The following is a 12,427-nucleotide window of genomic DNA, read 5'->3' on the forward strand; positions in this document are numbered from 1 at the left end:
GGGCCGGCGCACTGCGCGAAGTGCGGCGTTTGTGGAGGAGTCATGGCACAGACCCGATTCGCCCCGGACCGCGGGCTGACCTCGCGCATGGTCACGACGATGTTCTTCATCGGATTGCTGTACGTCGTGGTCGTCGGCGTGCTGGTGGTGCTGCTCAAGGGCGCCTGGGTGGTGGTGCTGCTGATCGCCGGGACGCTGTTCGTCGCGCAGTTCTGGTACAGCGACCGGATCGCGGCGTTCAGCATGGGCGCGCGCGAGGTCACGCCGGAGCAGGCGCCCGAACTGCACGGCGCCGTCGACCGGCTCTGTGCGCTGGCCGATATGCCCAAGCCGCGGGTCGCGATCGCCGAGTCGGACGTGCCGAACGCCTTCGCCACCGGGCGTAACCAGAAGAACTCGATGGTGTGCGCGACGACCGGGCTGCTGCGGCGGCTCCAGCCGGAGGAGCTGGAGGGCGTGCTGGCCCACGAGCTCTCGCACGTCGCGCACCGCGATGTGGCGGTGATGACCATCGCGTCGTTCCTCGGCGTCCTGGCCGGGATCATCACCCGGGCCGCCCTGTGGAGCGGCGTCGGGCGCAACAACCGGGACCAGAACGCGGCCATCGCCGTGCTCGTCGTCACCGCCGTCAGCGTGGTCGTCTACGCGATCAGCTTCCTGTTGACCCGGCTGCTGTCCCGCTACCGCGAGCTGTCCGCCGACCGGGCCGCCGCGCTGCTGACCGGCCGTCCCTCGGCGTTGGCCTCGGCGCTGACGAAGGTCACCGGCCAGATCGCGCGGATCCCGACCGAGGACCTGCGCAAGGCTCAGCCGTTCAACGCCTTCTACTTCGCGCCGGCGTTCAACAAGGAGAGCTTCAACCGGCTGCTGTCCTCGCACCCGACGCTGGAGCAGCGGCTGGACCAGCTGGGGCGGATAGCGGCCGAGCTGGGACGGCCGTGAGGAGCGGCCGGTGGCAGGGACGCAGTCCGCAGCGATGACCAAGGAGTAAGCCGCGCATGGGATTTCTGGACGCCATCCTCGGCCGCAGCAAACCGGTCCGCCCCGATCTCGACCAGCTCTTCGCGCTGCCGTCCGCCGCGGTGACGCTCCAGGCCGCGGCCGGGTTCACCCCCACCGGCGTCGGGTCGGTGTGCTTCGCGAGCGTCGAGGGCGGGGCGTTCTCGCGCATCCAGGAGGAGGCGCGGTCCCTGCTGGACGGCTCGGTGGAGTTCACCCAGGACGGGTACGGCTATACGTGGCTGCTCGTCCGGCACGCGCCGGACGACGTGGCGGGCCTGGTCAACGACCTGCACGCGGTCAACACATCCCTGGAGGAGGCGGGGTTCGGCCCGCAGCTGCTGTGCTCGCTGCTCGGTTTCCGCGATGACCGGCAGCGGCCGCTGGCGCTCGTCTACCTCTACAAGCGCGGCACGTTCTACCCCTTCGCGCCGAAGCCGGACGGTGGCGAGCAGCGTGACAACCCGCTCGAACTACAGGTACGGGCGATGCTCGGGGACGATCTGACGGTCGAGCAGGATCTGGCGCGGTGGTTCCCGGTGTGGGGTGCGCCGGGGTTGTGAGCCGGCTGCGGCCCGGCGGCGATCGGCCGAACGGTGTCGGACTCAGCCCGGGAAGCGGAGGAACGCCGCCGGTACCCGGCTGGTGAGCCAGACGCCGTTGGCGCTGACCTGGAAGACGTGGCCGGCCCGGTGCATCGCCGCCGCGTCCACGGTCAGCACCACCGGCTTGCCGCGCCGCGCGCCCACCCGGGTCGCGGTGTCGCGGTCGGGCGAGAGGTGGACGGCGTGCCGCGACATCGGTCGCAGCCCCTCCTCTCGTATGGCGGCCAGGTTGCGGACCACCGTGCCGTGGAAGAGGTGCGGGGGCGGTACGGACGGTGGCAGGTCGAGGTCCACCTGCACGGAGTGGCCCTGGTTGGCGCGGATCCGGCCGCCCTCGATGGCGTAGCGCTGCTTGTCGTTGTCGGCGACCACCGCCGCCAGCTCCGCCCGGGAGAACCGGAAGCCATGGCGCGCGGCGGCCGCGAGGAGCTCTTCGACGGGCACCCAGCCCTGGGCGTCGAGCGAGAGGCCGATTCGCTCCGGGGAATGGCGCAAATGCTTCGCCAGATACTTCGAGATGCGCACGGAGCGCGGGTCGTCCATGCCTCCAGGGTGCCGCGTGGAGGTGCGCGGAGGCACCTGAATTCACGGCCGGGGCGGGCCGGTGTGCGCCGCGCGGGGGTCCGCCCCGACCGGTGCGGTCGCCGGGGGCGTCACTCTCCGTCGCCGCTCCTCTTCTCCCCGGCTTCCGCCTTCTTCTCCGCTTCCGCCGCGCGGTCGGCCTCTTCGCGGTGCTCCACTTCGCGGTCTCCCGCTCCGCGGCCTCCCTCTACGTGGTCGTTCTCCTCGTGGTCACCCTTTTCCTGGTCGTCCCCCGCGCCGCGTCCGGTGTGCTGTCGCCGTGCGAGCTCGCCCGCCTTCTGCGCCTTCGCGCTGGTCACCTCCTCGGCCGCCCAGCGGGCCCACTCCTCGTGGGCCGCCGACATCCGCAGGCCGTACTCCAGTGCGATCCGCCCGTAGACCGAAATCATCTCCTCGTCCCAGTGGGCGGTCTGCTCGATGTGCTCGTACGAGGCGCGGGCCCGGGCGGCGCCCTCGGCCTGCTGGAGCAGGTACGTCTGCGCTTCGAGCGGGGTGATGACGCCGAGGAAGAAGACGCGCAACAGGCCGTCATGGCGGGCGGGGCCGCTCGGGGTGACCTCGGTGAGCCAGTGGCGCAGCTCGGTCAGCCCGTCCTCGGTGATCGCGTACTCCTTGCGGCCGCGGGGGCCGTGGGCGGCGACCTCGACCAGGCCGGCGGTCGTGAGCTTGTTGAGCTCGCCGTACACCTGGCTCTGGGTAGCCGGCCACACGTTCGTGAGCGTCGCATTGAACAGCTTCATCAAGTCGTAGCCACTGGCCGGAGATTCGGCCAGCAGGCCCAGTACAGCGTGTCTCAGGCTCATGGTCACACCCTACCTTCACCTTCCACTATTGACATGTCAGGAGTGGAGCTTCTACATTCGACATGTCGAACTTGGAATGTGCGGGTGCGAGAAGCGCGGCCGCTGGCGATGAGGGGGATTCATGAACTACCTGCGGAGTTTCGTTCCGTGGCTGGTCTTCGCGGGGGTCTCGTCGGTCGGTTGGCAGTGGGGTGCGCTCGCCGCGCTGGTGGTGTCCATCGGGCTGCTCGTCTCCGACCGCGCAGCGGGCCTCTCGGTCGACTACCGCCTGCTGGAGTACGGCACGATCGTGTTCTTTGCGGCCATGAGCGCGCTGGCCTTCGCCCGCCCCGACAGCGGCCTCAAGCTGTACGGCAGCGCCCTTTCGATGGGCTGGCTGGCGCTGATCGCCTGGGTGTCGATCGCCGTGCAGCGGCCCTTCACGATGGGCATCGCCCGGCGGATGGCCCCGCCGGAGGTCTGGAACACCCCCCTCTTCCGTCGCATCAACGTGGTGCTCACGGCGGCCTGGGCGCTGTCCTTCACCCTCACCGCGATAGCGCAGGCGGTCGTCTCGGCCTATGCGCTGAGTGTGACCTACTCGATCCTCATCCAGATCGCCGGCTTCGTTCTTCCCGTCCGCTTCACCTCCTCCTACCCGGAGCGGGCCAGGGCCCGCTTCATGGAGCAGTCCGGTGCGCGGGCCGACATCCAGGAGGCCTGACCTCATGAGCACCACATCCCCGAGCACCGCCACCGAATCCACCGCGCCCGTACCGCACATGGCCGGCAACTTCGCACCGGTCAAGGACGAGCTCACCGCCTACGACCTCCCGGTCACGGGCACGATCCCGCCGGAGCTCACCGGCTGGTTCCTGCGCAACGGCCCCAACCCGCGGGACGCCGCCACTCCGCACTGGTTCTTCGGGGACGGCATGGTGCACGGCCTGCGTCTGGAGGGCGGCAAGGCGGTCTCCTACCGCAACCGCTGGGTCCGTACCGCCACCTTCACCGACGGTGTGCCGGTCCGGGATGCGCAGGGTCGCGTCAATCTCGCCGCGGGCGTGGCCAACACCCATATCGTCCGGCACGCCGGGCGCACCCTCGCACTGGTCGAGTCGTCGTTCCCGTACGAGATCGACTGCCGTCCCGGCCATGAGCTGGAGACCATCGGAGCCCATGACTTCGGCGGCCGGCTGACCACGGCCATGACCGCCCACCCCAAGACCTGTCCCACGACCGGTGAGCTGCACTTCTTCGGCTACGGCGGCGACACCCCGCCGTACCTCACCTATCACCGCGCGGACGCTGCGGGGGAGTTGGTGATCAGCCGCCCCATCGACGTCCCGGCGCACACGATGATGCACGACTTCCATCTGACCGCAGGTCATGTCGTCTTCATGGACCTCCCGCTCGTCTTCGACCGCAGCCACCCCGGTATGCCGTACCGCTGGGATCGGGAGTACGGCGCCCGACTGGGCGTCCTGCGCCGCGACGACCCCTACGGCGAGGTCCGCTGGTTGCCCATAGACCCCTGCTACGTCTTCCATGCGCTCAACGCCTATGACGACGGCGACCAGCGCATCGTCCTGCACGTCTCCCGCTACGCCGACTTCGGCGGCACGACCCCGCCCTGCCTCTGGCGCTGGACGATCGATCTCGCCTCCGGCACGGTCGTCGAAGAGCAACTCGACGACCAGCTCTGTGAGTTCCCGCGGGTGGACGACCGCCTCACCGGCCTTCCGGCCCGCTACGGCCACGGCATGGCCGGCGAACTCCCCGGGACCGGCCACATACCCGGCGCCCTGCTCCGCTACGACCTTCAGACCGGAGCCGTGGTCCGGCACGACTTCGGTCCGGGGCGCACTCCCGGGGAGGCGGTGTTCGCCCCGGCGGACGACCGTCCCGGCGGGCCGGGCTGGCTGATCACCTACGTCTACAACGCCACCACCGACACCAGCGATCTGGTCGTCCTCGACGCCGAGGACATATCCGCCGACCCGGTCGCCACGGTCCGTCTTCCGCAGCGCGTGCCATACGGCTTCCACGGCAACTGGCTTCCGGACCCGACGAGTTGATCAACCTAGGAGTGCCTCCGGGGGTATCGGAGCCGTCGGCCAACTAAGCCCCCGGGGCGTCGGGCGCCGAGCCGTCGGCGCCGGGCCCGCGCGATGCCAGAGCGTCCATCGTGCGGGCCTGCACCTCCCGCTGGGCGGCGGCGGTGATGAACGCCGCCGTGTTCTCGGCGCCCACCAGGGCCTGCACGGCCCGTACCGCCTCGGTCGGGAGCACCACCGCTGCCGAGGGGCCAGTCGCCGAGCCGGTCGCGGTACGAGGGGCCGCGATCGTCTCGGCGGCGGTCGGGAGGACCGGCACGGCCGGGGGGCCGGCGGCGGTCTGCGGCCGGGGGACGCGGCCCACCTCGTCGGCCTGGACACCTGCCCCGGCGGAGGCCCTCCGCTCCTCTACCGGGAGGGCCTCGCTGAGGTGGTGCCGGAGGTAGCGGGTGGCCAAGGTGCGCATGGCGCGTGCCAGTTCCGCGTCGACGGTCTGCTGGGCCAGCGGACGCAGCCGGCGGACGAGCGCGGCGGCCTCCGCTGCCTCGACCTCGCTGGGCGGGTGGTCCAGGAACGGCTGGAAGACGTACTCGGTGGTGAAGTCCAGGAAACGGGCGGCGATGTGCTCCACCTGGCCGCGCAGCTCCCGCAGATGGCTGGAGATCGCCAACAGCGGGACGCCGGCGGAGTGGAGCTCGACGGCGACGGCGAGCTCCTGCGGGCTGGGCACGAGGAACTCGTCGTCCCGGCCGGCGACGCGTTCCAGGACGCCCAGCTCGATGGCCTCGGCGACCGCCGCCTCGTCGGAGGTGCCACCGAAGGCGGCGTCCAGTTCGGCGCGGCTGATCCGGGACGCCTGCTCGTCGCTCCAGGGCCCGTCGATCTCGGCGACCAGGCCGAGGACCCCGCCGAGGTCGCGGCCGGCGTCCCAGGCCTCCAGGAGTTCCTTGATGCTGACCAGGGTGTAACCGCGGTCGAGCAGATCGGCGATCTGGCGCAGCCGGGCCAGATGGGCGTCACCGTAGACGTTGGACCGGCCGCGGCGCTCCGGGCGGGGGAGCAGCCCGCGGTCCTGGTAGGCGCGGATCGTACGGACCGTGGCGCCGCTGAGGTGGGCCAGGTCCTCGATGCGGTATTCGAGGGCGTGGTGTGCGGCCGTGCGGTGTTCGGCGGTCGGCGGCTGCTCGGTCACTGTGGTGCTCCTCACGAGATGGCCGCCGTGCTACGAGACGGCCGCGCGGCCCACCGCACCCGCCGCGGCCCGCGCGGCCGGGGAGGACGCCAGATAGGCGACGGCCGTGCGCAGCGACCCTTCCTGCGAGGGATGGTACGACCGCCGCAGATAGCGCGGTATCGCCGCTCCCAGCTCGCGCCAGGAGGGCAGCAGCCCCTTGCGGACGGCGCGGTTGTGCTCGCGCAACGAGTAGCGGGACGGGGCGGCGAGCTGCGGGTCGTGGCGCAGGAGGTAGATCGCGCCGCAGACCCAGAGATAGGTCAGGACGGGGGCTGTTACGGCCATGCCCAGGAGCCGGCGGGCATAGCGGGCGGGGTCCTCGCCGCTGGTGTGCTGCTCGATGGCGGCGATCAGGGAGAGCCGGAAGCGCAGCCACTCCCGCTGGGGGACCGGGAACCCCATGGGCGGCTTCTCGCCCAGCAGGTACTCGAAGAGGAAGTCGACGTGCCGGGTGTAGCGACTGGTGTCCAGGCCCTTGGTGGGCCAAGTGGTCGAGCACAGAGGCGTGCTGGACGCTGTGGGTGGCCTCCTGGCCCATGAAGCCCTTCACGTCCTTGCGGAGCTGTTCGTCCCGGACGAGCGGGAGGGCCTCCTTGAATACCTTGACGAACCAGCGTTCGCCGGCCGGCAGCAGCAGGTGCAGGACGTTGATGACGTGAGTGGCGGTGGGCTCTTCGGGTATCCAGAGCAGCGGTGTCTCACGCCAGTCGAACGAGACCCGGCGCGGCGCGATCGGGTAGTGCTGCCCGCTCTCGTACTGCCCCTTCTCGTCCGAGGGTTGCTGCTCCTGGGGGTGTGAGGTACTCATGCGCGGCTCCTGACGTGCGCAGTTGTCCTGGTTTCGGAGGGAGGCCCAAACGGCTGGGCCTCCCAGGGCCAGGGCCAATGCCAAGGCCCGTGGCCCGAGGCCAGGCCCCTGGGCTTGCGGCTACAGCTTCGGTTCGATGCGGGCGAGGGCACGCAGGGCGCGCGGGGCGAAGCGGGACAGCAGATGCGCGCCACGGGCCTCGGGTGTGACCGGGACCACCGCCTGGTTGCGCACCACCGCACGCAGGACGGCGTCGGCGACCTTCTCCGGCGGGTAGTTGCGCAGCCCGTACATCCGCGCGGCCTTGGCCTGGCGGCGCTTCTCCTCCTCGGCCGAGACACCGGTGAAACGGGCGGTGGCGGTGATGTTGGTGTTGACCAGCCCGGGACAGATGGCCGAGACGCCGATGCCCCGGCCGGCCAGCTCGGCTCGCAAGCACTCGCTGAGCATCAGGACCGCCGCCTTGGAGGTGCTGTAGGCGGGCAGCATCTTCGACGGCTGAAAGGCGGCGGCCGAGGCGGTGTTGACGATGTGGCCGCCCTGTCCGCGGTCCGCCATCCGCCGGCCGAAGATCCGGCAGCCGTGGATGACGCCCCACAGATTGACGTCCAGGACCTTCTTCCAGTCCTCGGTGCTGGTCTCCAGGAAGGAGCCGGACAGGCCGATGCCCGCGTTGTTCACCAGTACGTCGACGGTGCCGTACTCGGCGTCGACCTTGTCGGCGAGCTTCTCCATCGCCGCCTCGTCCGTGACGTCCACGGCCTCCGCCCAGGCCTGCGGTGCACCGATCAGCCGGGACATGTCGGCGGTCCGTGCCGCGCCCTCGACGTCCCGGTCGACGGCGATGATCCGCGCACCGGCCTCGGCGAAGGCGAATGCCGTCGCCCGGCCGATGCCGCTGGCAGCCCCGGTGACCAGCACCAGTTGTCCGCCGAACCGGTCGGCGTACTGACCGGACGCCGCGACCCGCCTGGCCGGGTCCCCCTCCTCCTTGGCGGTGACGAACTCGGTGATCCAGGAGATGAGTTGGTCGGGGCGGGTGCGGGGCACCCAGTGCTTGGCCGGGAGGGTGCGGCGGACCAGCTGGGGTGCCCACTGCTCCAGGTCGTCGTAGAGCCGCTGGGAGAGGAAGGCGTCACCGGTGGGCGTGATGAGCTGGACCGGGCAGTGCGCATAGGCGTCGGTGCGGGGGCGGCGGAGTCGAGGGAGCACGTTGTCGCGGTAGAGCCAGGCGCCGTGGGCGGCGTCGGTCGGCAGCGAGGCGGTCGGGTAGTCGCCGGCCGGCACCTGCTCCACCCGTTGCAGGATCTTCGGCCACCGCTTGCCGAGCGGGCCCTTCCACGCCAGCTCGGGCAGTGCGGGGGTGTGCAGCAGGTAGACGTACCAGGACTTGGCGCTCTGGCCCAGGAGTTGGGCGGCGCGCCGCGGGGTGGGGCGCACCATCCGCTGCTTGATCCAGTGGCCGAAGTGGTCCAGGGACGGGCCGGACATGGAGGTGAAGGAGGCGATCCGGCCTTCCGTCCGCGGCACGGTGGCGAACTCCCAGGACTGCACCGAGCCCCAGTCGTGGCCCACGAGGTGCACCGGGCGGTCGGGGCTGACGGCATCGGCGACGGCCAGGAAGTCGTCCGTCAGCTTCTCCAGGGTGAAGCCGCCGCGCAGCGGCTGCGGGGCGGTGGAGCGGCCGCAGCCACGGACGTCGTAGAGCACGACGTGGAAGCGTTCGGCCAGACCGCGGGCGACCTCGGACCACACCTCCTTGCTGTCCGGGTAGCCGTGCACCAGCATCACGGTGGGGCGGGTCGGGTCACCGAGTTCCGCGACGCACAGCTCGACGCCACCGGTGCGCACCCAGCGCTCCGTCGCCCCCACCAGGCCCGTACCCAGCCCGGAGCCCTGACCCCGGCCCTGACTCCGCCCCTGACCTCGACCCTGACCTCGACCCTGCCCCCGGTCCGGAACGCGGGCCCCGCTCGCGCTTCGGTCTCCGGCCTTGCCCACGCCCTGCTCCCCGCCCTTGCCCACGCCCTGCTCCTCGCCCCTGCGCACGCCCTGCTCCCGGCCCTCGTCCCGTCCGCCGTCCCGTCCGCGTCCCGTGTTCATGCGGCCTTCTCCTCCTGCCAGCGCCGCACGTGCGGCAGATCGTCGTCCAGCCAAAAGGCGCTCTCCTGCGGGTCCTTGGAGTCCGTGACGACGAGGATCTCCTCGAACTTGGCGCCGGTGCCCCGGAATCCGAGGTGCGGCTCGACCGCCCACAGCCCCGGCTGCGGCGGATGGTCGGAGAAGGTGTACGGGCTCCACAGCGGGGACCAGCCCTCGCGATGGCCGTGCAGCACATCGGAGGCGAGGCCCTTGAGGGCCTGGGTGCCGAACCCGAAGAGGGTCGGGGACCAGCGGCGCTGCCGGACCCGGTCGACCTTGTGCGCGATGACGCCGAAGGGGTAGGCGCGGTGGCGGTTGGCGTACCCCTGCCGCACCATCAGCCGGTCGACGTCCTCGTAGATCTCCCGCAGCGGGCGCCGCTCGCGCACCTCGCGCAGGATCAGCTCGCGGTGCGCTTCGAGGTCGGTGAGCAGTCGGTCGTGCACGGGGTTGAGGCCCAGGCAGCCGGAGTAGCCGATATCGGCGGTGAACCCGTTGTGGACCGGCGCCATGTCGAGGATGAAGGACATCCCCGGTTCCAGCTCGCGGTCGGTGGGGAAGAACTGGAGCGGTATGCGGAAGTCGACGAAGGCGGTGCGGTCGCCGAACCAGGCGAACGGCAGGTGGAACCAGTCCCGCACGCCGCGCTCGCGCAGCCACTCGCGCTGCATCCGCGCCGCCGCGCGCTCGGTGATCCCGGGCTTGAGCTGGGCGGCCACCGCCTCCGCGCAGGCGTAGGCGAGCCGCTGGACCTCCCTGAACCCCCTTAGCTCGGCACTGAGTGCTCCGGCTGCTGCTGAGGTCGCTGAGGTGACTGAGGCCATCGCCAACCGTCCGTCCGTGAGCAGTTCATCGCGGTACGTGCCCGTAACTTGACACTGATGAATGTGACAATGACCGGCGGCTACGTCAAGGGGTGTGCACGCAGCCGAGGGTGTGCAGGCCGCCAAGGGGTGCACGCCGCCAAGGGTGTGCACGTCGGCCGCCCGACCCTGATGCCGGGGCAGCTCGAAGCAGGAGAACCCCTACGGGCCGTAATACCGCAGGGGGAGGCACATCCCATCGTCTGGTCTGACGACCGGTGTGGCGGGCGCCACTACCGTCGATGACGTGACTGTGATCGTGACCGAAAGCCTGAGCAAGCGGTTCCCGCGGGTGACCGCCTTGGACCGGCTCTCCGTTGACATCGCCCCCGGCGTAACGGGCCTGGTGGGTGCGAACGGCGCCGGCAAGTCCACTCTGATCAAGATCCTGCTCGGACTGGCCCCGGCCACCGAGGGGACCGCGCACGTCCTCGGCCTGGACGTGACGAAGGACGGCGGCACCATCCGTGAACGGGTCGGCTACATGCCCGAGCACGACTGCCTGCCGCCCGACGTCTCGGCCACCGAATTCGTCGTGCACATGGCCCGGATGTCCGGCCTGCCGCCGACCGCCGCCCGCGAGCGCACCGCCGACACCCTGCGCCACGTCGGCCTCTACGAGGAGCGCTACCGCCCGATCGGCGGCTACTCGACGGGGATGAAGCAGCGGGTGAAGCTCGCCCAGGCGCTGGTCCACGACCCGCAGCTGGTCTTCCTCGACGAGCCCACCAACGGCCTCGACCCGGCCGGCCGGGACGAGATGCTCGGCCTCATCCGGCGCGTGCACACCGACTTCGGCATCTCGGTCCTGGTCACCTCCCACCTCCTCGGAGAGCTGGAACGCACCTGCGACCACGTCGTCGTCATCGACGGCGGCAAGCTGCTGCGCTCCTCCTCCACGGATGAGTTCACGCAGGTCACGACCTCGTTGGCGGTAGAGGTCACGGACACCGACGCACACCCGGACGGCGCCGAAGCGCTCCGCAGGGCCCTGACCGGTGCCGGTGTCGCGGTGAGCACCGGCACCGCCGGCTCCGAGGGTCTCGCCTCGCCCGGCCATCTGCTCTTCGTCGAGGCGGCCGGTGAGGAGACGTACGACCTGGTGCGGGACACCGTCGCCGGGCTCGGGCTCGGGCTGGTCCGGATGGAACAGCGTCGTCACCGGATCGCCGAGGTCTTCCACGACGAGGACGAGACGCACACCACGCCCGTCACCCCCGCCACCACAGGCGCCCCCGGCGCCGCGTACGCCACCCAGGACGGAGGCGCCCACGATGCCGTCTGAACCCACGACCTCCGTAGCGGCCGCGCCACGCGGCGCCCAAGCCGGGGCGTACATCCACAACATCGGCTACCGCCACTACGACGGCCCCCGCCTGGGCCGCGGCTACGCCCGCCGGTCGCTGTTCTCGCAGAGCCTGCGCGGCGCCTACGGCCTGGGTCGCTCGGCCAAGAGCAAGGTGCTGCCGATGCTGCTCTTCGCGGTGATGTGCCTGCCCGCCGCGATCATGGTCGCGGTGACGGTGTTCACCAAGGCCGGCAGCCTCCCGGTCGGCTACACCCGCTACGCGATCTTCCTCCAGGCCGTCATCGGCCTCTATCTGGCCGCGCAGGCGCCGCAGTCGGTCTCCCGGGACCTGCGCTTCAAGTCCATACCGCTCTACTTCTCCCGCCCCATCGAGCGCGGTGACTACGTGGCGGCGAAGTTCGCGGCCATGGCCAGCGCCCTGTTCATCCTGACCGCGACCCCGCTGCTGATCCTCTACGTCGGGGCGCTGCTGGCGAAGCTGGACTTCCTCGACCAGACCAAGGGCCTGGCGCAGGGCCTGGTCTCCGTGGTGTTGCTGTCGCTGCTGTTCGCCGGGGTGGGCCTGGTCATCTCCGCCCTCACCCCGCGCCGCGGCTTCGGCGTCGCCGCGGTGATCGCCGTACTGACCATTCCCTACGGCGCGGTGAGCGCGGTCCAGGGGATCGCCTTCGTCCAGGGCAGCGAATCCGCCGTCGGCTGGCTGGGGTTGTTCTCCCCCATCACGCTCATCGACGGGGTCCAGTCGACCTTCCTCGGCGGCACCAGCTCCTTCCCGAACGGCCTGGTGCCGTCGACCGGTGCCGGATTCGTCTACCTCCTCGTCACGCTGACGGTCATCGCGGGCAGCTACGCCCTGCTGATGCGGCGGTACCGGAAGGCCGGACTGTGAGCGCCCGCCCGTCGCCCGCCACCACCCCGGCAGGAACCGCTGCGCGCTGCCCCTTCTTGTCGCCGTCGCCCGCCACCACCCCGGCAGGAACCGCTGCGCGCTGCCCCTTCTTGTCGCCGTCGCCCGCCACCACCCCGGCAGGAACCGCTGCGCGCTG

11 protein-coding genes and 1 pseudogene are annotated in these 12,427 nt (G+C 71.0%); 6 read left to right on the top strand and 6 right to left on the bottom strand.

Translation table 11 applies throughout. From position 1 onward, the window contains the following. Nucleotides 1-42 precede the first annotated feature (42 nt). Together htpX and AB0C96_RS02310 are read left to right on the top strand one after the other, a co-directional pair. The gene (gene htpX / locus AB0C96_RS02305; RefSeq protein ID WP_362912775.1) at nt 43-942 is read left to right on the top strand and encodes a zinc metalloprotease HtpX; all 900 of its coding nucleotides are present in this window, start codon (nt 43-45) and stop codon (nt 940-942) included. A gap of 56 nt (nt 943-998) precedes the next feature. Beyond that, complete coding sequence (locus AB0C96_RS02310; RefSeq protein ID WP_362912776.1) at nt 999-1,562, top strand: hypothetical protein; 564 nt, start codon at nt 999-1,001, stop codon at nt 1,560-1,562. 42 nt (nt 1,563-1,604) lie between these two features. Here the strand turns inward: AB0C96_RS02310 and AB0C96_RS02315 are convergent, their stop codons facing one another. Then, nucleotides 1,605-2,147 (bottom strand): RNA 2'-phosphotransferase, encoded by a 543-nt coding sequence (locus tag AB0C96_RS02315; RefSeq protein ID WP_362912777.1) that lies wholly within the window; start codon nt 2,145-2,147, stop codon nt 1,605-1,607. 110 nt (nt 2,148-2,257) lie between these two features. Next, nucleotides 2,258-2,989 (bottom strand): PadR family transcriptional regulator, encoded by a 732-nt coding sequence (locus AB0C96_RS02320; RefSeq protein ID WP_362912778.1) that lies wholly within the window; start codon nt 2,987-2,989, stop codon nt 2,258-2,260. Nucleotides 2,990-3,110: 121 nt separating this feature from the next. On the opposite strand from AB0C96_RS02320, the gene AB0C96_RS02325 reads away from it, so the two are divergent. Further along, nucleotides 3,111-3,692: a hypothetical protein gene (locus tag AB0C96_RS02325; RefSeq protein ID WP_362912779.1), complete on the top strand. Its 582-nt coding sequence runs from the start codon at nt 3,111-3,113 to the stop codon at nt 3,690-3,692. Between the two features lie 4 nt (nt 3,693-3,696). Next, on the top strand, nt 3,697-5,046 hold the full coding sequence (locus AB0C96_RS02330; protein ID WP_362912780.1) for a carotenoid oxygenase family protein: 1,350 nt from the start codon (nt 3,697-3,699) through the stop codon (nt 5,044-5,046). Nucleotides 5,047-5,089: 43 nt separating this feature from the next. Here the strand turns inward: AB0C96_RS02330 and AB0C96_RS02335 are convergent, their stop codons facing one another. The 4 genes and pseudogenes from AB0C96_RS02335 to AB0C96_RS02350 all read right to left on the bottom strand — a co-directional run bounded on the left by AB0C96_RS02335 (nt 5,090) and on the right by AB0C96_RS02350 (nt 10,033). Further along, a complete protein-coding gene (locus tag AB0C96_RS02335; RefSeq protein WP_362912781.1) occupies nt 5,090-6,217 on the bottom strand; it encodes a MerR family transcriptional regulator in 1,128 nt (375 codons plus the stop codon). A 30-nt stretch (nt 6,218-6,247) separates the two neighbouring features. After that, nucleotides 6,248-7,067 (bottom strand): annotated as a pseudogene (locus tag AB0C96_RS02340) (metal-dependent hydrolase). A 120-nt stretch (nt 7,068-7,187) separates the two neighbouring features. Beyond that, complete coding sequence (locus AB0C96_RS02345) at nt 7,188-9,170, bottom strand: SDR family oxidoreductase (RefSeq protein ID WP_362912782.1); 1,983 nt, start codon at nt 9,168-9,170, stop codon at nt 7,188-7,190. Beyond that, nucleotides 9,167-10,033, bottom strand: coding sequence for a M24 family metallopeptidase (locus AB0C96_RS02350; protein ID WP_362912784.1), 867 nt, complete (start codon nt 10,031-10,033; stop codon nt 9,167-9,169). Before AB0C96_RS02350 ends, AB0C96_RS02345 begins: the two co-directional genes overlap by 4 nt. Before the next feature lie 259 nt (nt 10,034-10,292). On the opposite strand from AB0C96_RS02350, the gene AB0C96_RS02355 reads away from it, so the two are divergent. After that, on the top strand, nt 10,293-11,357 hold the full coding sequence (locus tag AB0C96_RS02355) for an ABC transporter ATP-binding protein (protein ID WP_362912786.1): 1,065 nt from the start codon (nt 10,293-10,295) through the stop codon (nt 11,355-11,357). Next, entirely contained in the window at nt 11,347-12,270 is a 924-nt protein-coding gene (locus tag AB0C96_RS02360) for an ABC transporter permease subunit (RefSeq protein WP_362912788.1), read from the top strand. The genes AB0C96_RS02355 and AB0C96_RS02360 overlap by 11 nt, the downstream gene beginning before the upstream one ends. The last annotated feature ends 157 nt before the right edge of the window (nt 12,271-12,427 follow it).

Origin of the sequence: Streptomyces sp. NPDC048506 (genome assembly GCF_040651315.1) — a bacterium.
In the GTDB taxonomy this organism is placed as follows: Bacteria; Actinomycetota; Actinomycetes; order Streptomycetales; family Streptomycetaceae; genus Streptomyces.

Excerpts from the sequence above, each read along its gene's own strand:
- htpX (WP_362912775.1), top strand. The coding sequence starts at position 43 with ATGGCACAGACCCGATTCGCCCCGGACCGCGGGCTGACCTCGCGCATG.
- AB0C96_RS02310 (WP_362912776.1), top strand. The coding sequence starts at position 999 with ATGGGATTTCTGGACGCCATCCTCGGCCGCAGCAAACCGGTCCGCCCC.
- AB0C96_RS02315 (WP_362912777.1), bottom strand. The coding sequence starts at position 2,147 with ATGGACGACCCGCGCTCCGTGCGCATCTCGAAGTATCTGGCGAAGCAT.
- AB0C96_RS02320 (WP_362912778.1), bottom strand. The coding sequence starts at position 2,989 with ATGAGCCTGAGACACGCTGTACTGGGCCTGCTGGCCGAATCTCCGGCC.
- AB0C96_RS02325 (WP_362912779.1), top strand. The coding sequence starts at position 3,111 with ATGAACTACCTGCGGAGTTTCGTTCCGTGGCTGGTCTTCGCGGGGGTC.
- AB0C96_RS02330 (WP_362912780.1), top strand. The coding sequence starts at position 3,697 with ATGAGCACCACATCCCCGAGCACCGCCACCGAATCCACCGCGCCCGTA.
- AB0C96_RS02345 (WP_362912782.1), bottom strand. The coding sequence starts at position 9,170 with ATGAACACGGGACGCGGACGGGACGGCGGACGGGACGAGGGCCGGGAG.
- AB0C96_RS02350 (WP_362912784.1), bottom strand. The coding sequence starts at position 10,033 with ATGGCCTCAGTCACCTCAGCGACCTCAGCAGCAGCCGGAGCACTCAGT.
- AB0C96_RS02360 (WP_362912788.1), top strand. The coding sequence starts at position 11,347 with ATGCCGTCTGAACCCACGACCTCCGTAGCGGCCGCGCCACGCGGCGCC.